Origin of the sequence: Streptosporangium roseum DSM 43021 (genome assembly GCF_000024865.1) — a bacterium.
Taxonomy (GTDB): domain Bacteria; phylum Actinomycetota; class Actinomycetes; order Streptosporangiales; family Streptosporangiaceae; genus Streptosporangium; species Streptosporangium roseum.
In genome coordinates, this window is record NC_013595.1 from 6,143,725 (window position 1) to 6,169,551 (window position 25,827).

Genomic DNA, 25,827 nt, shown 5'->3' on the forward strand with positions numbered 1-25,827 from the left:
CGCGGTCAGCGGGGGCCGGCGGGGGTCAGCCAGTGGCGGTAGCGGTCGTCGCGGCCGTGGACGGCGGCGTCGTAGACGTCGATGAGCTTGGCCGTGACCGGGCCCGGACCGCCGAGCTCGCGGTTGTCGACGGAGCGGACCGGCACGATCCCGGCCGCCGTCCCGCACAGGAACATCTCGTCGGCCGTGTAGAGGTCCGCGCGGAGCAGGTCGCGCCTGAGCACCGGCAGGCCGAGGTCGGCGCCGAGCCGCTCGACCGTGTCCTGGGTGATGCCCTCCAGTGCTCCCGCGCTGGAGGGCGGGGTCGACAGCACTCCGTCGCGGACCGTGAAGACGTTGGCCGCCGTGCACTCGCTGACGTAGCCCGCCGCGTTGAGCAGCACCGCCTCGTCGAATCCGGCGTCGAGCGCCTCGGCCTTGGCCAGGACCGAGTTGAGGTAGGGGCCCGTCGCCTTGGCGGACGTCGGCACGACCGCCGGGTCGTTGCGCCGCCAGGAGCTGGTCATCAGGCGCACCCCCTCACCGAGCAGCGCCTCCCACTCCCAGGTGGCGATCGAGACGGTGACCGGGCAGCCGCGGGCCGCGACGCCCATCTCACCGTAGCCCCGGTGGACGAGGTGTCGGATGTAGCAGGAGGAGTGGCCGTTGGCCGCGACCGTCTCCAGGGTGGCCGCACGGAGCTCGGCGGGCGCGTAGGGGATGTCCAGACCGATGATCCTGGCGCTCCGGTAGAGCCTGTCGAGGTGCGCGTCGAGCCGGAAGACCGCGGGCCCGTCGGGCGTGTCGTGGGTCCTGGTGCCTTCGAGCACGGCGGTTCCGTAGTGCAGCGCGTGCGACAGCACGTGGACGCGCGCCTCGCCCCAGGGGACCAGCGCACCGTCCATCCAGATCGCTTCCGCTTCCCGCAGCGCCATCGAACCCTCCCAGGAGTGGCATCATTCAGCCCATGAATATGAGCCACTTGATTGATGAGTGGCAAAGTATCGGCGCCATAGTGGTCCACGCAAGGGCATATCGGATCACGCGACGACATAATGGCCGGGTGGGAAGTGAAGATCTGGACCAGTTCGCCGCCCTCGTGCGTGACCGGCTGCGGCTGCGCCAGGGGAGGGAGCCGGCCGGTCGCAGGCTCGCCGGAGCGCTGACCGACCTCGCCGAGATCGGCGCGCTGGCCCCCGGCACCAGGCTGCCGTCCGAACGCGACCTCGCCCAGGCCGTCGGCCTCAGCCGCGGCACGGTCGCCGCCGCCTTCAACGCCCTGTGCGACGAGGGACTCTGCGAGCGCAGGCACGGCAGCGGCACCTACCTGCTCCAGGCGCCCTCGTTCACCGGGCTGCTGAACGCGGGCGCGGTGCTCGCCGACCTGTCCACCTCCGTCGTGCCCGACCCCTCCCACCTGGTCCTGCCCCCGCTCGACCCGGCCGAGCTCATGCGCACTCCCAGCGGCCACGGCTACGACACCAGGGGAGACCCCCGGCTGCGGGCCATGCTCGGCGGGGACGTGCTGATCACCGGCGGCGCCCAGCACGGCATCGACCTGGCCGTCAGGGTCCTGCTGCGCCCGGGTGACCGGGTGCTGGTGGACGACCCGACGTACGGCGGCGCCCTCGCGATCCTCCGGCGGGCGGGAGCGCACGCCGTACCCGTCGACCTGGCCGATCCCGGAGCGGTCGGCGCGGCGATCGCCCGCCACCGGCCCGCCCTCGTCTACGTCGTCAGCGTCGGCAACCCCACCGGCGCCGTCCCCGACCTGCGGCACGTCGCGGAGCTCGCCCGGGCGCAGGACGTGACGATCGTCGAGGACAGGACCCTCGCCGAGCTCGTCCACGAGGGCGAGCCCCCGGCCCCGCTCGCGACGGTTCACCCGTATGGCACGGTCACCGTGAACTCGCTGTCCAAGGTGCTCTGGGGCGGGCTGCGGCTGGGCTGGCTGGAGGCCGCCGAGCCGCTGCTGGCCCGCCTGACCGAGGCCAAGCAGGGGTCCGACCTGGCCACGAGCGCCGTCTCCCAGCGTCTGGCGGCCGAACTGCTCGAACGCAACCCCGTCGCCTCCTGGCGTGCGGAGCTGGCCCGCCGCCGCGACCACTTCGCCGCCGCACTCACCGCCCGGCTCCCCGGGTGGACCTGGACGCGGCCCCAGGGCGGCCTGTCCCTGTGGACCCGCCTCCCCGGCGTCGACACCGACCGCTTCGCCGCGCTCACCCGCCGGTACGGCGTCGCCGTCGCGCCCGGCTCGCTGTTCTCCGCAGACGGCCGCCACCGCGACCGCCTGCGCCTCAGCTTCGCCCTCCCGCCCGAGCTGCTCGACCAGGCCGTCACCGGTCTCGCCCGCGCCTGGGAGGAGCGCGACTGACTCCGCCTCCCGGTCAGAGCCGCAGCCGGGAGGGGATCACCCCGCGCCACAGGGCGTGGACGGCGGCGGCGTCGTCCTCGGCCACCCGGTCCTCCGGCACGCCCCAGGACCTCACCGGGGCGGAGGACGTGGTGAGCCGGGACCAGCCGGGATCGCCGGTCGCGCAGAAGTCGGCCCAGGCGCGCACCATCCGCCGGGACAGCGCGCGGTCCTGCCCGTCGGGGACGCCGCCGATCAGGAAGTCCACGCCGACGGCGTCCAGATTGCCGGAAGCGAACGGGACATCCGCGGCATGCCACGGCCGCACCGTGTCGCCGTCCGGGGAGGTGCGGCAGCGGGCGAAGCGGGACAGGAAGGCCCGCCCGCCCGCGCGGGCGTGGGCCCCCGCCAGCCCGGCGGTGTGCTCGGCGAAGACCGCGTCTCCGGCCATGGCGAGGTATACCTCCAGCACCGGCGCGTCCGGCAGCAGCGCGCGGTAGCCCGCCACCAGGGCGTCGGGCAGGCCGAAGTCCGCCGCGAAACGGGCCAGCCCCTCCTCGTCGGTGACCGGAGGCATGCTCCCGGTCCGATGCATCAGCCAGGACTCCTGCGTGGTGTGGCAGAACAGCAGGTCCATCTCCCGTACGGTGCCCGCGGAGAGCGCGGACAGCGGATCCGTGGCGAGCACGTCCCCGTCGAGAACCGGCCCGTAGATCACCGTGTCGTAGTGCAGCGGGCCGGAGGCCGGGTCGGCGCGGTAGCCCTGGACCACCCGGTCGGAGGCGGCGACCAGGGCATGCGGCGCTGCGGAGAGCAGCCCTCCCGCGGTGGCGGGGATTCCGGCGGCCGCCGCCACCTTCCGGGTCAGGCCCGCGGCCAGGCCGGGCGGATAGTAGGCGTCGGGCACGCTGTGGGCGATGCCGCGCCGGAACAGCCCGCGCGCCCGGTCCATGGTCAGCAGGCAGGCGACCGAGCCCGCCCCGGCGGACTGCCCGGCCACGGTGACGTTCCCGGGGTCGCCTCCGAAGTCCGCGATGTTGTCGCGCACCCAGTGCAGCGCGGCGACCTGGTCGAGCAGGCCCCGGTTGGCGGGGAGGCCGGGCACGTGGCCGAACCCCTCGAACCCCAGCCGGTAGTTGCAGGTCACCACCACCAGCCCGGCGCGGGCCAGCTCGGCGCCGTCGTATTCGGGCTGCGCCGAGGAGCCGAAGGTGTAGGCGCCGCCGTGAATCCAGAAGAGGACGGGGAGCGGGCCCGGGGCCCGTTCGGGGGCCCACACGTTCACGCTCAGTATGTCGTCCTGGCCGGGGGACCACGCCGGGGCTCCGGGCAACCGCGCCGACTGCGGCGCGACGGGGCCGAAGCGGTCGCAGTCCCGCACACCGCTCCAGGCCGACGCGGGCCGCGGCTCCCGGAACCGGCCGGCACCGAACGGAGGGGCCGCGTAGGGGATTCCGAGCGTGGCGCGGACGCCGCCGGCGACCCTCCTGCCCCGCACCCGCCCGCCCGTCGTCGCCACGACCTCGCCCGCCATCGCCTTGTTCATGCGCCCCCTGTTCCACGACCGCTACGACCGGCTCCCTGACCACCGGCCGCCGTCTCGACCGCCTGACGTGCCGGCGGACGGAGCATGCTTCCAGAGCGGACCGGCGCCGGACAAACGGATTACGTGCCCCGGCCGGGGGTGACGGCCCGGGAGGCGCCGGACCCGCCTCCGGCGCCCTGGAGGCCCTGAAGGCGTTGAAGGGCCTGAAAGGACACCGCGGCGGATCCCCGTCCGGGGAGCGGTCAGACCGGCTGCATCTCGGGCCGGGGGGCGGCCGCTACCGTACGGCGTTCGAGCAGCCCGGAGAGGGCCGCCAGGGCGAGGGCGGCCGCGGCGAGCAGCGCGCCGACCCAGTTGGGCGCGGTGTAACCGAGACCGGCCGTGATGACCAGGCCGCCGAGCCAGGCGGCCAGGGCGTTGCCGAGGTTGAACGCGCCGATGTTGACGGCGGAGGCCAGCGTCGGCGCCGCCGCCGCGTTGTCGAGGACCCGCTTCTGCAGGGGCGGGACGGTCGCGAAGCCGAACGCGCCGAGCAGGAACACCGTGATCGCGGCGGGGATCCGGGCGTGCGAGGTGAAGGTGAAGACGGCGAGCACGAGCGCGAGGCCGGCCAGCAGGGCGTAGAGGCTGGGCATCAGGGCGCGGTCGGCGAGGCGCCCGCCGAGCAGGTTGCCGATCACGAGCCCGATGCCGAAGAGCACCAGCAGCCAGCTGACCGCCCCCTCGGAGAACCCGGCGACCTCGGTCATCATCGGCGCGATGTAGGTGAAGGAGGCGAAGACGCCGCCGAACCCGAGAACGGTCATCCCGATGGCCAGCCATACCTGAGGGCTGCGGAACACGGCCAGCTCGGCGCCGATGTCGGTGCTCGCGGGGCGGGGCTGGACGGGCACGAGCGCGGCGATGCTGAGAAGGCCGACGACACCGAGGCCGGCCACGACCCAGAACGTGACGCGCCAGCCGAAGGCCTGGCCGATGAAGGTGCCCATCGGCACTCCGAGCACGTTGGCGAGGGTGAGGCCGGTGAACATCAGGGCGATGGCGCTGGCCCTCCTGCCCGGGGCGACCAGGTCGCCGGCCAGGATCGCGCCGACGCCGAAGAAGGCGCCGTGGGTGAAGGAGGCCACGATGCGGCCGGTCATCATCAGCCCGTAGGTGGGCGCCAGCGCGGACAGCACGTTACCCAGGATGAAGATCACCATGAGGGCGAGGAGCAGGTGCTTGCGCCGCATGCGCGTGCCGAGGACGGTCATCGGCGCGGCGCCCACCGCGACGCCGAGCGCGTAACCGGAGATGAGGTAGCCGGCCGTGGGGATGGAGACGCCGAAGTCGCGGGCGACCTCGGGGAGCAGGCCCGCGATGACGAACTCCGTGGTGCCGATGCCGAAGGCACCGATGGCCAGCGCGAGCAAGGCGAGAGGCATGAACCCTCCAGTTACGTGCGACAAGTACAAGCGCCGACAATAGTTGCCAACGCCCTATAGTTGCAAACGCGGGTAACTGGCTTGCGATGTATGATGCCTGGCGCAGGCACTGGCAACCGCCCGTGAAGAGGGACCGGATTTCCAGCCCTTCTGAGATCGGGACCTCACATCCGGCCGCCCCGGGACGTTTACCAGGTGTGAGACGACCACCTCTCCGAAGGGATCGAGGCCACCCATGAACACCCCATCCCGGCAGACCGGCGGCACGGTGACCGCGGAGGCCGACCTCGCCACCCGGGTCGGCCGGGTCGACTGGGCCGGCGTGACGGACGAGGTCAACGCCCACGGCTGCGCCCTGACCCCGCGGCTCATCGGCCCCGCCGAGTGCGCGGACCTCTCCGCGCTGTACGAGGAGGCCGGGCGCTTCCGCTCGACCGTCGACATGGCCCGCTACCGGTTCGGATCCGGGCAGTACCGCTACTTCGACAGCCCGTTCCCCGAACCGGTCCGGCAACTGAGGCAGGCGTTCTATCCGCGCCTGCTGCCCATCGCCCGCGACTGGGCCGCCAAGCTCGGCAGGAGCGCACCGTGGCCCGACACCCTGGACGAGTGGCTGGAGATGTGCCACGCGGCCGGGCAGACCAAGCCGACGCCGATCCTGCTGCGCTACCGGCAGGGCGACTGGAACGCGCTCCACCGCGACCTGTACGGAGACCTCGTCTTCCCCCTGCAGGTCGTCATCGGCCTGGACGAGCCCGGCGTCGACCACACCGGCGGGGAGTTCCTGATGGTCGAGCAGCGGCCCCGCGCCCAGTCCCGCGGCACCTCGACCCTGCTCCGGCAGGGCCACGGACTGGTCTTCACCACCCGTGACCGTCCCGTGGAGTCGGCGCGCGGCTGGTCGGCCGCCCCGGTCCGCCACGGAGTCAGCACCGTCCGCTCGGGCATCCGCCACACCCTGGGCCTGGTCTTCCACGACGCGGCCTGAAGGGGGACGGCCGTGCGGATACGCCGCCTGGAAGATCGACAGAGAGCACACGACATGACCGTCACCGGAAGAGTCACCGGCTCAGGTTCACCGCTGATCCGCCGGGGCGACGTCACGGGAGCCGCCGCTCCGGGGCGACCCGCCGGGCACACCCCCGCCGAGACGGCGGCGCTGCTGGACCTGCTGACCGCGGCCCGGCCGCGGGTCGAGACGGTCACCGTCGGCCACGGCCGCGACGACGCCTCCCGGGCGGCGGCCCAGGCGTTCGTCCGGAGCTGGGAGGGCGCGGGCGGGACCGTGCAGGCGGTCGTCGACTGGCCCGAGGAGGCCGCGTCCTGGCTGCGCCCGGCGCGGCGGTTCGCCGCCGGCGACCCCGACGCGTGGGTGGTGACCGGCGCCGCGGCCGGGTGGGCGCAGATGAGCCGCCGGCTGCGGCACAGCACCGGCTGGGAGCCGCGGCGCACCTACGGCTTCGCCTGCCTGGGCGACGTGCGGGTCGTACGGCTGGCCGGGCCGGGCACGCTGGAGGGCATGCGCGGGGTGGCGGCGGACGGCAGCACCTGGCAGATCGGCCGAGGTCTGATCACCTACTACCCGGCCCCCGGAGAGAGCCCCCGGTGACCACGCCGTCCCACGGCGCGCGACTGACTCCGGCCGCCTTCGCCGCGGCTCCTCCGTACGGCACGCGAACGCCCCCGCCGCGCCGGGGGTGTTCACGGCCGCGACCGCCCGCTCCTGCGGCTCGGTGCCGGAGCGGGATGTCCGCCTCTCACGCGTCCCGGCGGGCCAGGACGGCGGTTCCCGCGCCCAGGGCGGCGACCGCGTACGCCACCAGCACGCCCAGCGCCCCGAGCGGCGGCAGGTCTCCCACGGCGGACGGATGGTCCACGAGCTGCCCCGCGAGGTTGGCCGGCAGCACCGAGCCGACCCGGCCGCTCCAGGGGCCGGGGAGGAGTCCGGCGAGCACGGGGAGCACGAACAGCAGCCCGCTGAGGGCGACGATCGCCCCGGCGGCGGAGCGCGTGGCCGCGCCCAGGCCCAGGCCGACGAGTGCGATCACCGCCACCGACAGGCCGGAGGCCAGCAGCATCGGGACTTCCGCCTCCGGCGGGGTCGTGTAGCCGGGGCTCATCGGCCGGTCGCCGACGATCGCCCGGCTGACGGCGAACGCCCCGAACAGGAAGAGCAGACCGCCGAGGAGGGAGATCCCGGCGGTGATCACCGCCTTCCCGCCGAGCACCCTCCGGCGGCGCGGCACGGCCGCCAGGCTGGTGCGGATCATGCCGGTGGTGTACTCCGAGGTGATCGCCAGCACGGCGAGGACACCCATGCAGAGCTGGACGAGCGGCAGAAGGGCCTGTTCCATGGGCGGAGCCTGGAATCGCGCCCGGCGCCCGGGCGACAGGCCGTCCCAGCCGTTCACCCCCTGCAGCGTCAGGAAGGCGACGAGGGGCACGGCGAGGGCGACCAGGCCGAGGATGTACCAGGTGGAGCGGACGGAGCGGAGCTTCAGCCACTCGGACGCGAGGACATCGGTCATCGGACGTCTCTCCTGCCGAGTACGGCGGCCGCCGCACCGAGCGCGACGACGACGTACAGGGCCATGACCGCCAGCGCCATCGGCGGGGACAGGCCGATGGCGCTGGCCGAATCCCCCAGGTCGACCGCCATGGGGGCTTCGCCCGCGAGCTGCCGGGTCAGGTCCTCCGGCAGGACCGAGCCGACCCGGGCGTTCCACGGGTCGGGCAGCGCGAGCGCGAACCTCGGGACCACGTACAGCAGTGCCACGACGGAGGCGACGGTCCCCGCCGTGGAGCGCAGGACTGCGCCCAGGCCGAGCCCGACCAGGGCCAGCACCATCGGCGACAGCCCCGTGGCCAGCATTTTGGGGAGCTCTCCGGCCAGCGTCGGCGCGAAGTCCCGGATGGGGCGGTCCCCGGCGATCGCCCGGCCGGCGAAGAACGTCACGAACACGCTCGCCTGCCCGATGACGAGGGTGGTGGCGGCGACGACCGCGGCCTTCGCCGCCAGCACCGTGCCGCGCCGCGGCACCGCCACGAAGCTGGAACGGATCATGCCGGTGGCGTACTCCGAGGTGATCGTGAGAACGCCGAGCACCGCCGCGCAGATCTGCAGGGGCAACAGGACGACCTGCTCCGGCTGCGCGGCCCGCAGCCCGGCCCGCCGCTCGGGCGGCATGCCCTCCCACAGGCTCACCACGTAGAAGGCGAACCCGGCCATGAGCAGGACGAAGGCCACGACGACGCCGAGGATGTACCAGGTGGAGCGGGCGGAGCGGAGTTTCAGCCATTCCGAGGCCAGCACGTCGGTCATCGCCCGGCCCCCTGTCGCCCGCCGCCGTCACCGGAGCCACCGGCCGCCCGATACTCGACGCTGTCGCCGGTGAGCTCCATGTACGCCTCTTCCAGGGAGGCGCTGCGCGGCGTCACCTCGTGCACCGCGAGTCCGTGCCCGGCGGCCAGGTCGCCGATCTCCGCCACCTCCAGTCCCTTCACGGCCAGCCCGCCGTCCGGTTCCACCAGGACCGTCGCCCCGGCGGCCCTGAGCACGGCGGTCAGCTCCGCCGCGCGCGGGGAGCGGACCAGCACACCCCGCTCGAAGCGGTCGGCCAGGTCCTGGACCGAGGTCTCGGTGATCAGCCGGCCGCGTCCGATGACGACGAGACGGTCGGCGGTGAGCGCCATCTCGCTCATCAGATGGCTGGAGAGCAGGACCGTGCGTCCCTCCGCGGCCAGCGAGCGCATCAGGTGGCGGATCCACCGCACGCCCTCCGGGTCCAGGCCGTTGACCGGCTCGTCGAACATCAGCACGCCCGGATCGCCCAGCAGCGCCGCGGCGATCCCCAGCCGCTGCCGCATGCCGAGGGAGAACCCGCCGGCCCGCTTGCGGGCGACCCCTGCCAGGCCCACCTGCTCCAGCACCTCCGCCACCCGCCGCCCGCCGATGCGGTTGCTCCGTGCCAGGCAGCGCAGGTGGTCGAAGGCGCTGCGGCCGGCGTGCACGGCGTCGGCGTCGAGCAGCGCGCCGACCTCGTGCATCGGATGCCGGATCGTGGCGTAGCGGCGGCCGTTGACGAGTCCCTCGCCCGAGGTGGGGGCGTCCAGGCCGAGCAGGACGCGCATGGTGGTGGACTTCCCCGCGCCGTTCGGCCCCAGGAAGCCGGTCACCAGCCCCGCCGTCACCTGGAACGACAGCCCGTCCACCGCGACGGTCGCGCCGTAGCGCTTGGTCAGCTCCTTGACTTCGATCATGCCGTCGAGGGTTCCGTACGGCGGGCCGGCGGCGCGTCGGACCACGGCCGGGACTTCTCCGTCGGACCGGGGTCCGACGGCGGGGCCGTCCCGTGGGGAAAGTCAGACCTGAGGATGACGTCCCCCGGGTGGAGGCCGGACCGGAACCCGGGCGGATACCGTCTCAACGTGGACGACCTCAACCTGGACGGCTCGCTGCTCCTGCGGCGGTGGAGCCGCGGCCAGCTCATCGCGCTCGACGCTCTGGCAGGAGCGGCGTACACGATCACGCTCCTGACGTTCGCGGCCGCGCGGCCCGCCACGGAGACGCCGCTGTGGGCCCAGTCCCTGCTCGTGGCCGTGACCGGGTCGGCACTCGCCCTGCGGCGGCGGTGGCCGCTGCCCGTCTTCGTCCTCGCCCTCGGGACGTCCCTGGCGTCGATGTTCCTCGGCCTGGTGCACGACGGGTTCGCCGCGGCGGCCTTCGCGCTCTACCTCGTCGCGCTCACCCGGCCCAGGCCCCGGTGGGAGCCGACGGTCACGATCGGCGTGGGCAGCGCGGCCGCCGTGGTGATGCTGTCGGTGGCGGGCAGCCCCGACCCCGGCTGGTGGCTGCGCCTCCTCGGCGTCCTCCTGCCGTGCGTGGCGCTCCTCGGCGGCACCTGGACGGTCGGCCGCGCCGTGCGCGAGCGGCGCGCGTACGCGGCGCGGGCGGCGGAGCAGCTCGCCGACCGGGCGGTCACCGAGGAGCGCCTGCGCATCGCGCGCGAGCTGCACGACGTCGTCGCGCACAGCATGAGCCTCATCGCGGTCAAGGCGGGGATCGCCAACCACGTCGCGGAGGCCCGGCCGGAGGAGGCCAGGGACGCGCTGCGCGTCATCGAGGCCACCAGCCGGGGAGCGCTCACCGAGATGCGCCACCTGCTGGGCGTGATGCGCTCCGGCACGGCGCCGGACCCGGGCTCCGGCCTCTCCCCCGCGCCCGGCCTCGCCGGCCTGCCCGGACTGGCCGACCGGGCGGCGCTGGCCGGCGTCCGCGTCGAGCTGGACGTCACCGCGGCCGCGCTGCCGGAGGGGCGTCGAGCTGTCGGTCTACCGGATCGTGCAGGAGGCCCTGACCAACGTGGTCAGGCACGCCGCGCCGGCGCGCTGCCGGGTGGTGGTCGAGGCGGACGGGCGGGAGGCACGGGTCGAGGTGACCGACGACGGTCCGGGCCACCGGGTCCTGCCGGGCCAGCCCGGTCACGGGCTGGCCGGAATGCGGGAGAGGGTCCTCATGTACGGAGGGTCCTTCACGGCCGGGCGACGGCCGGAGGGCGGGTTCGGGGTGTCGGCACGGCTGCCCTACGGCGGGAGCACGCCGTACGGCGGGCCCGGCGGGAGGGCCGCGTGAACGGGCGGGCCCGGCGAGCACACGGAGGGACGGCGTGAGACGGTGCGACCATCTGCCCCGGGGGAGGACGGCGTGATCCGCGTGCTGGTCGCCGACGACCAGGCCCTGCTGCGCGGCAGCTTCCGCGTCCTGGTGGACACCGCGCCCGACCTGACGACGGTCGGCGAGGCCGGGACCGGGGTCGAGGCCGTCGGCCTGGCCCGCAGCGAGCGGCCGGACGTGGTGCTCATGGACGTGCGCATGCCGGAGATGGACGGCATCGAGGCGACCCGGCGCATCTGCGGCTCGGCCGACACCGCGGGCGTGCGTGTCCTCATGCTCACCACGTTCGACCTGGACGAATACGTCTACGCGGCGCTGCGGGCGGGTGCCAGCGGCTTCCTGCTCAAGGACACGCCGCCGGGCGAGCTGCTGGCGGCGATCCGCGTGGTCGCCGCCGGTGAGGGACTGCTCGCCCCGACGGTGACGCGCCGCCTCATCGCCGAGTTCGCCCGGCGCCCGGAGCCGTCGCAGCCGCTCGCCGGGGAGCTCGGCGGCGTCACCGGCCGGGAGCGCGACGTGCTCGCGCTCATCGCCAGGGGGCTGTCCAACACCGAGATCGCCGGCCATCTGCGCCTGAGCCTCGCGACCGTGAAGACGCACGTCGGCCGGCTGCTCAGCAAGCTCGGCGCCCGCGACCGCGCCCAGCTCGTCATCCTCGCCTACGAGACCGGCCTGGTCTCGGTGGCGTCGCGCCGGCCGCGCCAGGGATAGCCATCGGGTTCCGGTATACCCAAAAAACCGTAAAATGCTGACCTTCCTGTTACGTCAGCGACTTGGGGGACAAAAGTGACAACGCTCAGCCGCCGGAACCTGCTCAAGGCGAGCGCGGGCTTCGTGCCCGCCGTCGCGCTGGGCACCCGTCCCGCCCAGGCCGCGCCCGTACCGGTCGTGACCACCTCGGGGATCGCCCCGGCGGCGCTGGCCGGGTTCGACAAGGTCATGAAGACCTTCGTCACGGAGCGCAACATCTCCTGCGCGCAGCTCGCGATCGCCAAGAAGGGCAAGATCCTCCTGGCCCGCGGTTACCGGTACTCGGACGGGTCGCAGGCCATCCCCTCGGTGACCCCGACCTCGCTGTTCCGCATCGCGAGCCTGAGCAAGCACATCACCGCCACCGCGATCATGCGGTTGGTCCAGGACGGCAAGCTCAGCCTGGCCGCGCCGGTCACCACGCTGCTCGGCCTCTCGGCCGAGGCCGACCCCCGCCTCGCGCAGGTCACCGTGCTCCGGCTGATACAGCATCTGGGCGGCTGGGACCGGAACGTGTCCAAGGACTACCTCTACCTGGACCACCAGATCTCCGCCACGCTGGACGCGCCGCTGCCGATCAGCCAGGAGGACATCATCCGCTATGCCGGCGCCCGGCCCCTCGACTTCGCCCCGGGGGCGCGGATGGCCTACAGCAACTACGGCTACATGCTGCTCGGCCGGATCATCGAGAAGGTCTCCGGCACGAGCTACGAGTCCTACGTCAAGCAGAAGCTCCTGGCCCCCGTCGGCATCACCCGGATGCGGCTGGGCCGCGTCCTCAGGTCGGAGGCCGCGCTGACCGAGGTCGTCTACTCCTCGCAGTACACCGGCAAGACCGTGACGGACGACTCGGGCACGGTGGTGCCGACTCCGTACGGCGGCTTCAGCATGGCCAACCGGGGAGCCGGCGGCGGCTGGCTGGCCTCGGCGGTCGACCTGGTGCGGTTCTCGCGGGTCTTCGACGCCGCCGGGCCGGTGCTCAACGCCGCGTCGATCGGGAGGATGTTCGCCAAACCGGAGATCGGCGTCAACGAGAACGGCTCCTGGTACGGGGGCGGCTGGTGGGTGCGCCAGGTGCCGGGCAACCTCAACACCTGGCACGACGGATCGCTGCCGGGCACCTACACCTACCTCGCCCGGCTGCAGAACGGCTTCACCTACGCGGCCCTGTTCAACCGGCGGGAGGAGGAGGGCACGCTCGACTTCGACGTGCTCAGCCCGCGCATGAACGCCGAGCTCAACAAGGTCACCACCTGGCCGACGACCGACCTGACCCCGAAGTACTTCTGACCGGGGCCGCCGGCCGGGCTCAGGACCCGCCCTCGGCGGCCCCGGCGGCGCGCTCCAGCACCTCCAGGACCGTCCCGGTGAGCAGCGCGACCTTGTAGCCGTTCTGGGCCGTCGGGGTGCACCGGGCGGCGGCCCGCGCGGCGGCGCGGTCGAGGGGCTCACCGGCGAGCAGCGCCTCCTCGACCTCGGGCAGGCGCAGCGGGGTGCGGGCGACGCCTCCCACGGCCACCGCGGCGCGGGCGATCCCGCCGCCGTCCTGGGCCAGCCGCGCGACCGCCTCCACCAGCGGCCATTCGGCCTCGGACCTGCCGATCGCACGGTGGTAGGCGGCCCGCTCCCCCGGCACGGGCGGCGGCAGGTCGATCGCGACGAGGACCTCACCCGGGCCGAGCAGGTGGTCTCGGGCGGGGTCGGAGCCGTCGCCGTACAGGTCGCCGACCGGTGACGGGCCCCTGCCGTGCACCTCGACGGAGGCCTCGCACGCGAGCAGCGCCATCGCCAGCGACGAGGGATGCGGGGCCACGCACGGGCCGGTATCGATCACCGCGGAGTAGAGGGTGAGCCCCGCGCGGGCCGGGCAGGAGTCGCCGCCGTTCTGGTGGCAGGAGAAGGCCGGGTTGCGGTAGTACCAGCAGCGGTTGCGCTGGAGCAGGTTGCCGCCGACGGTGGCCACCGCCCGGATCTGGGGGGTGGCGAGGGCCTGCGCCGTCAGCGCCAGGGCGGGATGGTCGGCGCGGAGCCGTACGTCGCCGGCCAGCTCCGCGACCGTGGTCAGCGCGCCGATCCGGACGGAGCCGTCCGGCCGCCAGGTGAGGCCGGACAGTCCGGGAAGACCGCGCAGGTCCACGTACGGCCCGGCCGGGCGGCGGGCCATGAGATCGGTGCCGCCCGCGCGGAACTCGCCCGCGTGCCGGGCGGCCTGGTCGAGATCGGTGAGGACGGTCAACGGGTGATCCCTTCGAGAAGCCGGTCAGGCCGGATGGGCAGATCACGAGGGCTCCGGCCGGGGCCGGTGAGAGCGGTCAACCTCTGATCCCCTCAAGGAGCCGGTCAGGCCGGATGGGCAGGTCGCGGGGGCGCCAGCCGGTGGCGTTGTGGACGGCGTTGCCCACCGAGGCGGCCACGCCGATCGTGGAGACCTCGCCCACCCCGACGCCGCCGCCGTTGACGTGGTCCCACCCGTCCTGGTGGAAGTGGACGACCATCTCGGGGGTGTCCCCGATGCCGGGGATCCGGTAGTCCTCCAGGTTCGTGGTCAGCACGGCACCCGTCACCGGGTCGACGTGCCGCTCCTCGTGCAGCGCGTAGCCGATGCCCTGGACGATGCCGCCCTCGCACTGACCGCGCGCCAGCCGCTCGGTGTAGATGTGGCCGACCGCGATCCCGGCCCACACCCGCAGCGGCCTGATCACGCCCAGGCGGGTGTCGACCTCGACCTCGGTGACGTGGACGGCGCCGCTGAACCCGCGGCCCAGCGCCATGCCGGCGACCGCGACGGGGGTGATGTAGCCGCGCCGGTCGCCGCGCCGCCTGCCGACGACCCTGCGGCCGTCGGCGAGGCCCTGGGCCCGCAGGCGCCGGGCGGCGTCCCGCGCGGCCGGGGCCACCGAGGTCGTGGTGCGGCTGCCGATGGAGGGCGGGCCGTGGACGGTGCCGGTCCTGCCGATCTCCACGCGGATCCGCTCGGGGGGCAGGCCGAGCTCCTCGCCCAGGACCTCGGCGATGACCGTGCGGGTGCCGGTCCCGATGTCCTGGACGGTGGTGCGGGCGACGACCACGTCCCCTCGCACCTCCAGCTCCACCTCGGTCGCGGGGTCGAGCATGTAGGCCCAGTTGGCGGCGGCCACCCCGACGCCCCGGCGGAACCTGCCCGTCTGCGAGCCGGTCGCCGGCCGGTCGAGCCAGACGGGCAGTCCGGCGACCCAGTCGTAGAGCGCGTGCCGCTTGCGGTTGCCGTCCCAGCGGCGGCGCAGCGCGACGGGGTCCTCGCCGAGGCGGTGGGCCGCCTCGTCGACGGCCTGCTCCAGCGCCCAGAGCATGGGCGGCGCCCCGGGGCCGCGGAACGGCGTGCCGGGCGGCTCGTTGGTGACGACGTCGGAATCGCGGAGCAGCCGGGGCGCCGTGCCGTACATCAGGCGGGCGAACACCGCGACGGCCGACCCGACCGCCACCCCTCCGCGCCCGCGGACGTCCACGGCGAGGGCGGCGAGATCACCCCTGGCATCGGTGAGCAGGGCGATGTCGGTGCGGGTCCCGGGCCGGTTGCCCGCGTCGGTGAGCTCCTCGGCGCGGCTCAGCACCACGCGCACCGGCGCGCCGCAGACCCGGGCGAGCTCGACCGCCGCGACCGCCTCCGCGGTGATCCCGGCCTTGGCCCCGAAGCCGCCGCCGACGTGGTCGGTGACGACGTGGACCCGGTCCACGGTGAGGTCCCAGCGCTTGGCGGCCTGCTCGGCGGCCAGGCCCACCGTCTGGGTGGACAGGTGCAGGTGGAGGTCTCCCCGGTCGTCCCAGCGGGCCACGCACGCGTGCGGCTCCAGCGGCGTGTGGACCTGCACCGCGGTGGTGAACGTCCCGGTCACCAGGAGCGGGTCCGCGCGGCGCCGCGCGGCCTCGATCCGGCGCCGCGCGGTACGGCTGCGCCGGCTCGCCATGGTGAAGGGGCCTTTGACGTTGCCGTTCCAGCCGCCCGGCAGGTTCAGCCCCTCGCTGGAGCTGGGGGCGTGCCTCCTGCTCGACTCGTCGTAGACGGGCGGGGCGCCGGGCGCGTCGTCGAGCGCGGCGGGGATCGGGTCGTAGACGATCCGCGCGCCTTCCGCGAGGGCCAGGGCCTGGCCGCGGGTGGGGGCCGCGACGGCGGCGACGGGCTGGCCCGCGTAGCGGACGACCCGGTCGGGCGGGAGCAGGTCGACCGTGTGCGCGCCGTCCACCTTCACCTCGACGACCCGGGCGTGCGCCCTCGCGGAGCGGATGATCACGCCCTCGAACTGGCCGTCCAGGCGGACGTCGGTGGTGTAGCGGGCCCGGCCGGTGACCTTGTCCATCGCCTCCACCCGCGCGGGCGCCCCGGCGCCGTCGTCGTGCTCGCCGCGGCAGGCGGCCGCGACCGCCGCGTAGATGCCCGCGTACGCCCCGCAGCGGCACAGGTGACCGGCCAGGGCGGCGGCGATGCGCTCGCGCGGCGGCGTGGTGTCGCCGTGCTCGTCTCGCCAGCGGTCCACGAACGCGGCGGCCTCCACCACGAATCCCGGCGTGCAGTAGCCGCACTGCATGCCGTCGTGGACCGCGAACGCCCGCTGGACGGGATGGTCCAGCCCCTCGGCGGTGGTGACCTGCCGCCCCTCCACCGCCGCGGCCGGCAGCAGGCAGCTCGCCTGCGGCGTGCCGTCCACCATGACCGTGCAGGCGCCGCAGACCCCCGTACGGCAGGCGGCCTTGGCCCCGGTGAGGCCGAGCCCGTCACGCAGGACGTCCACGGTCGCGTCGTCCCGGCCGGCGTCCAGCAGGACGGGGACACCGTTCAGCATGATCTTCATGACACTCCTGTTGACGTCGTCAACATCATGCCGCCAGTCTCAGCTTCCGTGTTGACGTTGTCAACACAGGAGGGTGTGAGAAAGTGGGCGACGTGGTGGACGACACCAGGACCCGGCTGGTCGAGAGCGCGCTGCGCCTGTTGCGCGAGGAGGGCCTCGACGCGGTGACGCTGCGCGCGGTCGGCGACCTGACCGGCCTGTCGCGGATGGCCCCCTACCGGCACTTCGCCGACAAGACCGCGCTGCTCGCCGCGCTCGCGGTCCGGGTCATCGTCGATCTGAGCGCGCACGTCGCCGGAGCGGTCCTGGAGGGAGCCGACCGCCGGGAGCGGCTGCGGGCCTTCTACACCAGCTACGTCGAGTACGCCATGGAGCACCGCAACGAATACCGGCTCGTGTTCGCCTCGGAGTTCCTCATCGGCCACCACCCGGAGCTGGAGAGGGCGATCGACGACGTGATGACCGCACTCGGCCTGAAGACCTCCGGCGGCCAGGCCGCCTCCAAGGCGGGGGCGATGGCCCTGCTGTCCACCGCCCACGGCCTCGCCGAGCTCGCCACGGCCGGGCACTTCGCCCAGAAGGGGATCAGCTACGAGGATGTCATCGACGTGCTCGTGGCGCCCTGAGCGCCGGGACCGGTCGTCCTCGCGGCGCTCTCCCGGGACCGTCCGGCCGGGCGTTCAGTCGAGGCGGACACCGAGCTCGTCGAGCCGGTTACGCATGTCCGCCGGATCGGCGTAGACGCGGAAGGCGCCGGAGCGTTCGAGCTCGTCCCTGCCGTAGCCGCCGGACAGCAGGCCGATCCCCAGGGCTCCGGCCCGGCGGGCGGCCAGCAGGTCCCAGACGCTGTCGCCGACGACCATGGCGTACCTCGGGTCGACGTCGAGCAATGCCGCCCCGGCGAGGAAGAGGTCGGGGTCGGGCTTGGCCCGCCGTACCAGGTCGCGGGTGACCATCGGGGTGTCCTCGGGCAGCCCCAGCATACCGAGCGCCGGCCTGGCGGTCCTGGCGTAGCCGCTCGTGGCGATCGCCCACGGCACGCCGCGGCCGGTCAGCTCGGCGAGCAGGTCGGCCGCGCCCGGCAGCGGGCGCACCGAGTCGAGCTGCTCGGTGTAGGCGTCCGCGTGGGCCTGCTGCAGCTCGTCGATCTGACTCCTGGTCAGCGACAGGCCGGTCTCGCGCAGCAGGGCGCTGACGAACAGGCCGCCGCTCATCCCGATGCGCCGGTGGATGCGCCATACCGACAGGTCGATGCCGAGGCGCGACAGCGCGCTGCGCCAGGCGATGACGTGCTGGTAGACGCTGTCGATCAGGGTTCCGTCCAGGTCGAACAGGAACGCGGGCCCGGGCAGTTCTGGGTAGTCCATCGCTCCATTGTCGGCGTGCCCGCGGCCGGAGCGGCGGACGGGGTCCCGCCGGGCGACGTCTCACCGGCCCGGGACCGCGAAGTCCTCGCGGGTCACGTCGGCGGGCCGTCGGCGGGAGGCCGCCGGGAAGACTTGTCACCTCAGGGGCGCTTAACTACCGTCTGAACGGTGACCAAGCCACTCGATCCCCAGATGTTCGACCCGGCCTGCCCGTCCAGCATCACGCCGATCCGGATCGGCGACAAATGGACCGCCATGATCGTCATCTGCCTCGAAGACGGCCCCCGGCGCTTCTCCGAGCTTCTCGTGCCGCTGCACAACATCACACCGAAGGTGCTCACCGAGACGCTCCGGGCGCTCGAACGGGACGGAATGGTCACCCGCACCGCCTACCCGGAGATCCCGCCACGGGTGGAGTACGCGCTCACCCCCCTCGGCCGCAGCCTTCTCGACCTGGTCGACGCCTGCCGGACGTGGGGGGACAAGCATCTTTCCCAGCTCATCGAGGCCCGCGACGCCTACTGGCAGCGCGTGGATTCCGGCCGGTAAGGGAGAGGACCTCAAGGTCCCCGGCCGCGTCACCGGCGACGATCGGCATCCTGGCCCTCTGCGACCCCTCCGCGATCAGGTGGCGACGGTGTCCCTCGGATCGCGCCGGGGCGGGGTGGACGGGTCGGCCCCGGAAATGCCTCCCGTGGCGGGGGCCGGGGTGGGGGACGTGTCGCCGCGCTCGGCTGCCGCCGCGACGTTGCGCGTCATCCGGCCGAAGATCAGGGTGTGGAAGGGCGAGATCGACCACCAGTAGAGGTGGCCGGCCAGGCCCCGGGGGTGGAAGATCGCGCGCTGGCCGTACACCGTCCGGCCCCGGTGCCGGTGCACGCTCAGCTCCAGCCAGGCCAGGCCGGGCAGGCGCATCTCGGCACGGAGCCGGAGCAGGCGGCCGGGCTCGACCTCCTCGACCCGCCAGAAGTCGACCGCGTCGCCCACGCGGAGCCTGCGCGGATCGCGGCGTCCGCGGCGCAGCCCCACGCCGCCGACGAGGCGGTCGAGAAGGCCCCGGGCGCGCCAGGCGACGGGCAGGGAGTACCAGCCCCTCTCGCCGCCGATCGACTCGATCACCGCCCAGAGGGCCTGGGGGGACGCGTCGACGCGGCGGGCCCGCCTGTCGACGTAGAGGCTGCCGCCTGCCCAGTCGGGGTCGGTGGGCAGCGGGTCGCTCGGCGCCCCCGGCGTCGAGGCCGAGGACCAGCGGGTGACGACCTTCGCCTCCCTGATCCGCCGCAGGGCCAGCGCGACGGCCTCCCTGAGCCCGATCAGGCCGCCGGGCGGGTCGGGGACGTAGCCGGCGATGTCGTGCTCGCGGCAGACGGCCTCGTTGCGCAGCGACTCCACCAGCGGGCGGGCGATGCCCGCGGGGACGGGGGTGACCAGCCCCACCCAGTGGCTCGACAGGCCGGGACTGAGCATCGGGACCGGGATGATCACCCGTCGGGGCAGCCCGGCGACCTCGGTGTAGACGCGCATCATGTCCGCGTAGGTGAGCACGTCCGGGCCGCCGATGTCGAAGGAGCGGTTCACCTCGCCCTCGATGGCCGCCCAGCTCACGAGGTAGCGCAGGACGTCGCGGATCGCGATGGGCTGCGTCCTGGTCCGCACCCACCGCGGCGTCGTCATCACCGGCAGCCGCTCGGTGAGGTAGCGCAGCATCTCGAAGGAGGCCGAGCCCGATCCGATGATGACGGCCGCCCGCAGCACCACGGCCGGGACCCCGGAACGCAGGAAGATCTCCCCCACCTCGGCGCGGGAGCGCATGTGGGGCGAGAGCTCCTCGTCGGGCGCGAGACCACCGAGGTAGACGACGCGGCGCACTCCCGCCTCCCGGGCCGCGGCGGCGAAGGTGGCGGCCGCGTGCCGGTCGGCGGCGGCGAAGTCCGCTCCCCCACCCATGGTGTGGATGAGGTAGTAGGCCACCTCGACGCCGTCGAGCGCCTTCCCCGTCCGGACGGCGTCGGCCGCGTCGGCCTCGGCGATCTCCACGCGGGACGCCCACGGCTGGTCGCGCAGCCGGCCGGCCGAGCGGACCATGCACCGCACGTCGTATCCGGCGTCGAGCAGTTCGGGCACGAGCCGCCCGCCGATGTATCCCGTCGCTCCGGTCACGAGGCATCTCATCTGACTATTTTCGTACGGCGGGCCGGGACGGTTGCCGGCTGGGCCGTTTTGCGGCTGCTCCTACAGCTCTTCGCGGATCCGGGTGAGAATCTCCCGCGTGCGCGACGCCGGCTCGGCCTCGATGCAGAGCCGTTCCATCACCTCGAGGTAGCGGTCCACGTCGTCGCGCTTCTCGAGGTACACCGCGCTGGTGAGCTGCTCCATGTAGACCACGTCGGGCAGGTCGGGCTGGGAGAAGCGCAGGATGCTGAAGGGCCCGCCGGCCGCGGCGTGGCCGCCGACGCTGAAGGGCACGATCTGGACGGTCACGTTGGGCAGTTCGAGCGCCCGGAGGATGTGGTCGATCTGGTCGCGCATCACCTCGGCCCCGCCGAGGGGACGGCGCAGCACCGCCTCGTCGAGCACCGCCCACAGATGGGGCGGCTCGGCGCCGCGCAGGAGCCGCTGGCGCGCCAGGCGCAGCCGCACGCGCCGCTCCACCTCCTCCTCGGGCGCGGCCGGGAACCCCAGCCTGACGACGGCCCGCGCGTAGCCCTCGCTCTGGAGCAGGCCGGGCACGAACTGGACCTCGTAGTTGCGGATGCCGGTGGCCGACTCCTCCAGGCCCACATACGTCTCGAACCAGCTCGGCAGGATGTCGTTGTAGTTGTGCCACCATCCGGTGACGTTGGCCCGTTCGACGAGGGCCAGCAGCGACTGCCGGTCGTCGTCGTCGGTCACGCCGTACAGCGTGAGCAGGTCGGCCACGTCCCTGATCCGGAAGCTGACCCTGCCGAGCTCCATGCGGCTGATCTTCGAGTGCGAGGCACGGATGGCGTGCCCCGCCTCCTCCAGGGTGATGTGGCGCTGCTCGCGGAGCCGCCGGAGCTGCGCGCCCAGCACGATCCTCAGCACCGTCGAGCTCCCCCGCGGCAGGGCCATGGGGGTGGGACGGACCGGCTCGCCTCCGGCGTGAGGTGTGATCATCTACATTCCTTCGTGCGCGGAACGCGAGCCCCCGCCCACTCTTTGTGGCCGTCGCGAGCCTTCACGGTACTCCGGTCATACCTTCCCGGCCACATGGAATTTTATTCTTCAATCAATCCGGGTGATCAGATGATCAGGTCGTCGAAGTCGCCACCCTTCACACCCCGGACGAAGGCGTCGAGCTCGCGGCGGGTGTAGATCAGCGCGGGCCCCTCCGGGTCGCGCGAGTTGCGGATCGCGACCCCGCCGCCCGGCAGCGCGGCCAGCTCGACGCAGTTACCGCTGGGATTGCTGAAGTGGCTCTTGCGCCAGACGATGCCGTCCAGCAGCGTCGCCGGCATGCCGTTGTGCGGCTGATTCATCCTCGCCTCTCACCGGTTTAGGGAGGGAAACACGATTACCAGCATAGGGCGTTGTGCAGATGCACGTGCATCTGTACTTGCTTATGCACATTTTGACGGGCAAGATTGACGGCACGGACTGCTCTTGTTACGCGATCCTCCCGCCTCCTCAAGGTCATCGATGACTGGTCACCCGCGACATCAAACCCAAGCCACACCCATCCGGACAGAGATCGGTGGGTGGGAACGGTGGTTGTCAATGCTCGATCACGTGCTTCCCCCGAGCGGGCTGCCGCCCTGGGCGGACGGCGACAGCCACATCGACCATCTGCAGATGGCCGTGCGGAGCCTGCGCCACGACCCGCGCGCGGCACGCACCGCCCGCGAGTTCACCTCCGCCGCGCTGCGCTCCTGGGAGCTGGCCCCGCTGATCGACGACACCGGCGTGGTGGTCTCCGAGCTGGTGACCAACGCCGTGCGCCACGGCGTGCGGGACGGGGGCGGCGGCCGCTCCGCGCAGGACGTCAGGGTCATCCTCTGCCACACCGAGCGTTCGGTGCTGTGCGCGGTCACCGACCCCAGCGACCAGGGCCCCAGCCTGCGCGAGCCCGACTACGAGGCGGAGAACGGCCGCGGGCTGCAGCTCGTCCAGGGGGTCAGCGAGATGTGGGGATGGGCGCCCCTGGAGAGCCGGGGCAAGGCCGTGTGGGCCGCGTTCGCCGTCCCCTCCAGGGCGGCGCGCCACCTGGAGGCCTGCCACTGACAGACGCCCCATCCGACAGCGGAGCGGTGAACGACGGACGCCCCACCCCACACTGGGGCGGCGATTCGCGCGAATATGTCTCATGTTCGGCGAATGATGGATATTGTCCGCTAAAACCCGCACCGGCCGGATGGAGGACGTCATGGTGCCGCCGAAGACCGAACGTCTCACGTTCGACCCCACGGTCCCCAACGCCGGCCGGATTGCCGACTACTTCCTCGGCGGCAAGGACAACTTCGCGGCCGACCGCGCGGCCGCGCAGCTCGCGCTCGCGCTCGCGCCGGAACTCCCCGCGATGACCCGGGAGGGCCGCCGCTTCCTCGGCCGGGCGGTCCGCTTCCTCGCCGAATCCGGCATCCGGCAGTTCATCGACATCGGCTGCGGCCTGCCGACCCAGGGCAACGTGCACGAGATGGTCCACGCCGTCGCGCCCGACGCGCGGGTGGTGTACGTCGACAACGATCCGATGGCCGTCGTCCACGCCCAGGCCCTGCTCCAGGACGACCTCCTGACCACCGTGGTCGAGGCCGACGCCCGCGACCCGGAGCGGCTGCTCTCCGACCCCCGGCTCACCGGCATGATCGACCTCGACCGGCCCGTGGCGGTCCTTCTCTTCTCGGTCCTGCAGGACGTCACCGACGACGTCCTGGCCATGCAGATCGTCACCGACCTGCAGAAGGCGATCGCGCCGGGCAGCTACCTGGCCGTCTCCCACGCGGTCAGCGACCTGTGCCCGGAGACGACCGCGAAGCTCGCCGCCCTCTACCAGGACCGGGGCTCGGTCACCGGCCCCCGCCGCGACAACCTGCGCACCATCGCCGACGTCGGGCGTTTCTTCGACGGGCTCACCCTCGTCGACCCCGGACTCGTCTACGTGCCCCGGTGGCGGCCCGACGGGATCGTGCTCCACCGGCCCGACTCCGTGTGGGTCGTCGGCGGGGTCGGCCGCAAGGAATAGCAGGCCGCGCGGGACAGCGGACTATACGGAACAATCAGCGTATTTCTCGCATTGCCCATGGCCTGCCATCTACCCACGGACGCCACGGTTCTTTAGTCTCACAGGCAACCGAGGAGATGACCCATGAGCGACGCGACCCGGCGGCCACCGGCAGGCCTGGATACGAGCGTGCCCAACGTCGCCCGGATGAACGACTACTTCCTCGGCGGCAAGGACAACTTCGCGGCCGACCGCAGGGCGGCCGAGGAGGTGCTCGCCATCGCCCCGGAGATCAGGACGATGGCCAAGGAGGGCCAGGCCTTCCTCGGCCGGGCGGTCCGCCATCTCGTCGAGCAGGGCATCACGCAGTTCCTCACCATAGGCTCGGGGCTCCCCACCCAGCACAACGTCCACCAGGTCGCCCGGTCCCTCGAGCCCGCCGCACGCGTGGTCTACGTCGCCGACGACCCGGTCGTGCTCTCCCACTCCCTGGCCCTGCTGGCCACCGACCCCCGCACCGCCGTCGTCAGGGGCGACGTGCTCCACCCCGACGAGCTGCTGGCGGACCCCGAGCTGCGGCGGCTCATCGACCTGGAGCGGCCGGTGGCCCTCCTGATCACCTCCGCGCTCCAGTTCATCCCCGACGAGGACGACCCGTTCAAGAGCGTCGCCCGGCTGCGCGACGCGGTGGCGGTCGGCAGCCACCTCGTCATCGCCCACGCCGTCTTCGACACCCGTCCCGAGGCCGCGGGGCCGCTCGTCGACATCTACCGCAAGGTCCTCGGCCGCAGCGAGGACGCCTCACGCACGCGCACGCAGGTGCTGCGCTTCTTCGACGGGCTGGAGCTCGTCGATCCGGGCCTGGTCTACATCCGCCAGTGGCGTCCCGACAACCCGCTCGCCGCCCGGCGCCCGGAGCGGACCTGGACGGTGGCCGGGGTCGCCCGCAAGACCGACGCTTGAGGCGACCGGCGCCGCCCTCACGCCCGCGGAGCCGCCCCGCCGCCCTGGGAAGAACTCTGTGACGAGAGCTCGGTGGAGGGCCTAGCAGGCCTCCAGGAGGCCGTCGCGCTCGACGGCCTCCAGGGAGAGCGTCTTGTAGCCGACCTCGTCGAACAGGACGGTGATCCGGTCGGCCTCCCTGCTCATCACCACCCCGGCGCCCCAGCTGCTGTGCCGTACGCCGGCGTGCATCGGGAAGGGGCCGCCGCCGGTCTCCGGCGGGGCGGACAGACCCGCCCGGCAGGTGTCGCAGTCTCCGCAGGTGCGCTCGTACGGCTCGCCGAAGTACTCCAGCAGGAACCTGCGGCGGCAGCCGGTGGTCTCGGCGTAGCCGCGCATCATGTCGATGCGGGAGTCGTCGATGCGGCGGCGGGTGTCGTCGAGTTCGACGGCGCGCGCGGTGGCCTCCCGCGGCGCCGGGCCGCCGGAGACCTGGCGCAGGTCCCCCTCCCCGGTGACCTCGACCGCGCCGGCCCGCTCCAGCAGGTTCACCACCCGGGTCAGGCGGGTGGCGCCGACGTCCAGTACGGCGCGCAGATCGGCGGCCGGAACGGCGCCCCCGTGTTCGTGGATCAGCGTGGCGGTCCGCAGCAGGAGCTCCTCGTCGGCCCGTCCCCCGGCGAAGAACCTGCGCAGCCCGAGATCCTCCGGCCGGTAGAACAGCACCGCGGAGGCCGGGGCCTGGTCCCGGCCGGCGCGGCCGATCTCCTGGTAGTAGGAGTCCGGTGACTCCGGCGGGGCGGCGTGCAGCACGAACCGCACATCCGGCTTGTCGATGCCCATGCCGAACGCCGAGGTCGCCACGACGACATCGAGCTCGTCGTCGCGGAACATCCCGTGGACGCGGTGGCGGTCGGCGGCCTTCATCCCCGCGTGGTACGGCTCGACCCGGCGGCCCGCCTCCCGCAGCGCGGCGGCGTACTCCTCGGCGGCGCGGCGGGTGGCGACGTAGACCAGCCCGAGCCCGGGACGGGAGGCGGCGTCCTCCACCAGCGCCCGCCGCAGGTCCTCCTGGGTGACGAACCGGCGGACCTCCAGGTCCAGGTTGGGACGGTCGAAGCCGCGCACGATCTGGCGGACGTCCGACAGGCCCAGGGCCGTGACGATCTCCTCGCGGACCGACGGGGTCGCCGTGGCGGTCAGCGCCACCACCGGCGGGTGGCCGAGCCGCTCGATGACCTGTCCCAGGCGCAGGTAGTCGGGCCGGAAGTCGTGTCCCCACGCGGACACGCAGTGGGCCTCGTCGATGGCGATCAGCGAGGGGCGGGCGGCACGCAGCCGCTCGACCGTCTCGGGCCTGGCGAGCTGCTCGGGAGAGAGGAAGACGAACTCGGTCGTGCCCGCCCGCACCGACTCAAGGGAGGCCTCGGTGCCGGACTGCGCGGAGTTGACCGCGACCGCCCCGCCGGCGTCGGCCTCCCGCAGCCCGGCGACCTGGTCGCGCTGGAGCGCGATCAGCGGCGAGACGACCACCGTCGGCCCGTCCAGCAGCAGGGCCGGCACCTGGTAGACGGCCGACTTGCCGCTGCCGGTCGGCATGACCACGAGCGCGTCGCCGCCGCCCAGCAGGTGTCGCATGGCTTCGAGCTGCCCCGGCCGCAGGTCCCGCCACCCGAAGACCTTGCGGGCCACCGCCCTCAGCCGCCGCGCCCGCAGCCCGAAGCCGTCCCTCACACCCATGCCGCTTCCCTTCTCCGTGTACCGCGCCGGTTACCCGTGGATGGGCG

At 73.4% G+C, this 25,827-nt stretch carries 24 protein-coding genes and 1 pseudogene; 12 read left to right on the forward strand and 13 right to left on the reverse strand.

Annotated features, from left to right (window positions below; all coding sequences use genetic code 11):
- Positions 1–5: 5 nt before the first annotated feature.
- On the reverse strand, positions 6–914 hold the full coding sequence (locus SROS_RS27035; protein WP_012892098.1) for a branched-chain amino acid transaminase: 909 nt from the start codon (positions 912–914) through the stop codon (positions 6–8).
- Positions 915–1,042: 128 nt separating this feature from the next.
- Here SROS_RS27035 and SROS_RS27040 point away from each other — a divergent pair, with 128 nt between their 5' ends.
- Complete coding sequence (locus SROS_RS27040) at positions 1,043–2,353, forward strand: aminotransferase-like domain-containing protein (protein ID WP_245564290.1); 1,311 nt, start codon at positions 1,043–1,045, stop codon at positions 2,351–2,353.
- Between the two features lie 13 nt (positions 2,354–2,366).
- Here the strand turns inward: SROS_RS27040 and SROS_RS27045 are convergent, their stop codons facing one another.
- A complete protein-coding gene (locus SROS_RS27045; RefSeq protein WP_012892100.1) occupies positions 2,367–3,878 on the reverse strand; it encodes a carboxylesterase/lipase family protein in 1,512 nt (503 codons plus the stop codon).
- A gap of 242 nt (positions 3,879–4,120) precedes the next feature.
- Positions 4,121–5,302, reverse strand: coding sequence for an MFS transporter (locus SROS_RS27050; protein ID WP_012892101.1), 1,182 nt, complete (start codon positions 5,300–5,302; stop codon positions 4,121–4,123).
- 235 nt (positions 5,303–5,537) lie between these two features.
- On the opposite strand from SROS_RS27050, the gene SROS_RS27055 reads away from it, so the two are divergent.
- Both SROS_RS27055 and SROS_RS27060 read left to right on the forward strand, forming a co-directional pair.
- Positions 5,538–6,290 carry a 2OG-Fe(II) oxygenase gene (locus SROS_RS27055; RefSeq protein WP_012892102.1) on the forward strand — a complete coding sequence of 251 codons (753 nt, stop codon included), beginning with the start codon at positions 5,538–5,540 and terminating at the stop codon, positions 6,288–6,290.
- 54 nt (positions 6,291–6,344) lie between these two features.
- Positions 6,345–6,911 (forward strand): type 1 periplasmic-binding domain-containing protein, encoded by a 567-nt coding sequence (locus SROS_RS27060; RefSeq protein ID WP_012892103.1) that lies wholly within the window; start codon positions 6,345–6,347, stop codon positions 6,909–6,911.
- 148 nt (positions 6,912–7,059) lie between these two features.
- On the opposite strand, the gene SROS_RS27065 is transcribed toward SROS_RS27060, so the two are convergent.
- From SROS_RS27065 to SROS_RS27075, 3 genes are read right to left on the reverse strand one after another with little or no spacing between them, the layout of a single operon-like run.
- The gene (locus SROS_RS27065) at positions 7,060–7,830 is read right to left on the reverse strand and encodes an ABC transporter permease (RefSeq protein ID WP_012892104.1); all 771 of its coding nucleotides are present in this window, start codon (positions 7,828–7,830) and stop codon (positions 7,060–7,062) included.
- Positions 7,827–8,624 (reverse strand): ABC transporter permease, encoded by a 798-nt coding sequence (locus SROS_RS27070; protein ID WP_012892105.1) that lies wholly within the window; start codon positions 8,622–8,624, stop codon positions 7,827–7,829. The genes SROS_RS27065 and SROS_RS27070 overlap by 4 nt, the downstream gene beginning before the upstream one ends.
- Positions 8,621–9,562: an ABC transporter ATP-binding protein gene (locus SROS_RS27075; RefSeq protein WP_043656796.1), complete on the reverse strand. Its 942-nt coding sequence runs from the start codon at positions 9,560–9,562 to the stop codon at positions 8,621–8,623. Before SROS_RS27075 ends, SROS_RS27070 begins: the two co-directional genes overlap by 4 nt.
- Before the next feature lie 114 nt (positions 9,563–9,676).
- On the opposite strand from SROS_RS27075, the pseudogene SROS_RS54545 reads away from it, so the two are divergent.
- The 4 genes and pseudogenes from SROS_RS54545 to SROS_RS27090 all read left to right on the forward strand — a co-directional run.
- A pseudogene (locus SROS_RS54545) lies at positions 9,677–10,426 on the forward strand (histidine kinase); the annotation flags it as partial.
- Positions 10,427–10,664: 238 nt separating this feature from the next.
- Positions 10,665–10,934 (forward strand): sensor histidine kinase, encoded by a 270-nt coding sequence (locus tag SROS_RS54550; RefSeq protein WP_425358638.1) that lies wholly within the window; start codon positions 10,665–10,667, stop codon positions 10,932–10,934.
- Between the two features lie 72 nt (positions 10,935–11,006).
- A complete protein-coding gene (locus SROS_RS27085; protein WP_012892108.1) occupies positions 11,007–11,687 on the forward strand; it encodes a response regulator in 681 nt (226 codons plus the stop codon).
- Positions 11,688–11,762: 75 nt separating this feature from the next.
- Positions 11,763–13,016: a serine hydrolase domain-containing protein gene (locus tag SROS_RS27090; RefSeq protein WP_012892109.1), complete on the forward strand. Its 1,254-nt coding sequence runs from the start codon at positions 11,763–11,765 to the stop codon at positions 13,014–13,016.
- Positions 13,017–13,035: 19 nt separating this feature from the next.
- On the opposite strand, the gene SROS_RS27095 is transcribed toward SROS_RS27090, so the two are convergent.
- Both SROS_RS27095 and SROS_RS27100 read right to left on the reverse strand, forming a co-directional pair.
- Positions 13,036–13,962 carry an FAD binding domain-containing protein gene (locus tag SROS_RS27095; protein WP_012892110.1) on the reverse strand — a complete coding sequence of 309 codons (927 nt, stop codon included), beginning with the start codon at positions 13,960–13,962 and terminating at the stop codon, positions 13,036–13,038.
- Positions 13,963–14,038: 76 nt separating this feature from the next.
- Positions 14,039–16,552 carry a molybdopterin-dependent oxidoreductase gene (locus SROS_RS27100; protein WP_012892111.1) on the reverse strand — a complete coding sequence of 838 codons (2,514 nt, stop codon included), beginning with the start codon at positions 16,550–16,552 and terminating at the stop codon, positions 14,039–14,041.
- A gap of 83 nt (positions 16,553–16,635) precedes the next feature.
- Between SROS_RS27100 and SROS_RS46235 the strand changes: the two genes are divergently transcribed.
- Positions 16,636–17,178, forward strand: coding sequence for a TetR/AcrR family transcriptional regulator (locus SROS_RS46235; protein WP_012892112.1), 543 nt, complete (start codon positions 16,636–16,638; stop codon positions 17,176–17,178).
- A gap of 54 nt (positions 17,179–17,232) precedes the next feature.
- Here the strand turns inward: SROS_RS46235 and SROS_RS27110 are convergent, their stop codons facing one another.
- On the reverse strand, positions 17,233–17,919 hold the full coding sequence (locus SROS_RS27110) for an HAD family hydrolase (protein ID WP_012892113.1): 687 nt from the start codon (positions 17,917–17,919) through the stop codon (positions 17,233–17,235).
- A gap of 168 nt (positions 17,920–18,087) precedes the next feature.
- Here SROS_RS27110 and SROS_RS27115 point away from each other — a divergent pair, with 168 nt between their 5' ends.
- Positions 18,088–18,468: a winged helix-turn-helix transcriptional regulator gene (locus tag SROS_RS27115; protein WP_012892114.1), complete on the forward strand. Its 381-nt coding sequence runs from the start codon at positions 18,088–18,090 to the stop codon at positions 18,466–18,468.
- Between the two features lie 75 nt (positions 18,469–18,543).
- On the opposite strand, the gene SROS_RS27120 is transcribed toward SROS_RS27115, so the two are convergent.
- From SROS_RS27120 to SROS_RS27130, 3 genes are all read right to left on the reverse strand, one after another.
- Entirely contained in the window at positions 18,544–20,091 is a 1,548-nt protein-coding gene (locus SROS_RS27120; RefSeq protein WP_012892115.1) for an SDR family oxidoreductase, read from the reverse strand.
- Between the two features lie 60 nt (positions 20,092–20,151).
- Positions 20,152–21,057, reverse strand: coding sequence for a helix-turn-helix domain-containing protein (locus SROS_RS27125; protein WP_012892116.1), 906 nt, complete (start codon positions 21,055–21,057; stop codon positions 20,152–20,154).
- A 125-nt stretch (positions 21,058–21,182) separates the two neighbouring features.
- On the reverse strand, positions 21,183–21,419 hold the full coding sequence (locus SROS_RS27130) for a DUF397 domain-containing protein (RefSeq protein ID WP_012892117.1): 237 nt from the start codon (positions 21,417–21,419) through the stop codon (positions 21,183–21,185).
- Between the two features lie 238 nt (positions 21,420–21,657).
- On the opposite strand from SROS_RS27130, the gene SROS_RS27135 reads away from it, so the two are divergent.
- From SROS_RS27135 to SROS_RS27145, 3 genes are all read left to right on the forward strand, one after another.
- The gene (locus tag SROS_RS27135; protein WP_012892118.1) at positions 21,658–22,161 is read left to right on the forward strand and encodes an ATP-binding protein; all 504 of its coding nucleotides are present in this window, start codon (positions 21,658–21,660) and stop codon (positions 22,159–22,161) included.
- A 103-nt stretch (positions 22,162–22,264) separates the two neighbouring features.
- Positions 22,265–23,119, forward strand: coding sequence for an SAM-dependent methyltransferase (locus SROS_RS27140; protein WP_245564291.1), 855 nt, complete (start codon positions 22,265–22,267; stop codon positions 23,117–23,119).
- Positions 23,120–23,242: 123 nt separating this feature from the next.
- Entirely contained in the window at positions 23,243–24,061 is an 819-nt protein-coding gene (locus SROS_RS27145; protein ID WP_012892120.1) for an SAM-dependent methyltransferase, read from the forward strand.
- Positions 24,062–24,142: 81 nt separating this feature from the next.
- On the opposite strand, the gene SROS_RS27150 is transcribed toward SROS_RS27145, so the two are convergent.
- A complete protein-coding gene (locus SROS_RS27150) occupies positions 24,143–25,780 on the reverse strand; it encodes a RecQ family ATP-dependent DNA helicase (protein ID WP_012892121.1) in 1,638 nt (545 codons plus the stop codon).
- Positions 25,781–25,827 lie beyond the last annotated feature (47 nt).

What these genes read in the sequence shown, in the direction of transcription:
- SROS_RS27035 (WP_012892098.1), bottom strand. Translation starts at nt 914, where the DNA reads ATGGCGCTGCGGGAAGCGGAAGCGATCTGGATGGACGGTGCGCTGGTC.
- SROS_RS27045 (WP_012892100.1), bottom strand. Translation starts at nt 3,878, where the DNA reads ATGAACAAGGCGATGGCGGGCGAGGTCGTGGCGACGACGGGCGGGCGG.
- SROS_RS27050 (WP_012892101.1), bottom strand. Translation starts at nt 5,302, where the DNA reads ATGCCTCTCGCCTTGCTCGCGCTGGCCATCGGTGCCTTCGGCATCGGC.
- SROS_RS27055 (WP_012892102.1), top strand. Translation starts at nt 5,538, where the DNA reads ATGAACACCCCATCCCGGCAGACCGGCGGCACGGTGACCGCGGAGGCC.
- SROS_RS27060 (WP_012892103.1), top strand. Translation starts at nt 6,345, where the DNA reads ATGACCGTCACCGGAAGAGTCACCGGCTCAGGTTCACCGCTGATCCGC.
- SROS_RS27065 (WP_012892104.1), bottom strand. Translation starts at nt 7,830, where the DNA reads ATGACCGATGTCCTCGCGTCCGAGTGGCTGAAGCTCCGCTCCGTCCGC.
- SROS_RS27070 (WP_012892105.1), bottom strand. Translation starts at nt 8,624, where the DNA reads ATGACCGACGTGCTGGCCTCGGAATGGCTGAAACTCCGCTCCGCCCGC.
- SROS_RS27075 (WP_043656796.1), bottom strand. Translation starts at nt 9,562, where the DNA reads ATGATCGAAGTCAAGGAGCTGACCAAGCGCTACGGCGCGACCGTCGCG.
- SROS_RS27100 (WP_012892111.1), bottom strand. Translation starts at nt 16,552, where the DNA reads ATGAAGATCATGCTGAACGGTGTCCCCGTCCTGCTGGACGCCGGCCGG.
- SROS_RS27110 (WP_012892113.1), bottom strand. Translation starts at nt 17,919, where the DNA reads ATGGACTACCCAGAACTGCCCGGGCCCGCGTTCCTGTTCGACCTGGAC.
- SROS_RS27120 (WP_012892115.1), bottom strand. Translation starts at nt 20,091, where the DNA reads ATGAGATGCCTCGTGACCGGAGCGACGGGATACATCGGCGGGCGGCTC.
- SROS_RS27125 (WP_012892116.1), bottom strand. Translation starts at nt 21,057, where the DNA reads ATGATCACACCTCACGCCGGAGGCGAGCCGGTCCGTCCCACCCCCATG.
- SROS_RS27130 (WP_012892117.1), bottom strand. Translation starts at nt 21,419, where the DNA reads ATGAATCAGCCGCACAACGGCATGCCGGCGACGCTGCTGGACGGCATC.
- SROS_RS27135 (WP_012892118.1), top strand. Translation starts at nt 21,658, where the DNA reads ATGCTCGATCACGTGCTTCCCCCGAGCGGGCTGCCGCCCTGGGCGGAC.
- SROS_RS27145 (WP_012892120.1), top strand. Translation starts at nt 23,243, where the DNA reads ATGAGCGACGCGACCCGGCGGCCACCGGCAGGCCTGGATACGAGCGTG.
- SROS_RS27150 (WP_012892121.1), bottom strand. Translation starts at nt 25,780, where the DNA reads ATGGGTGTGAGGGACGGCTTCGGGCTGCGGGCGCGGCGGCTGAGGGCG.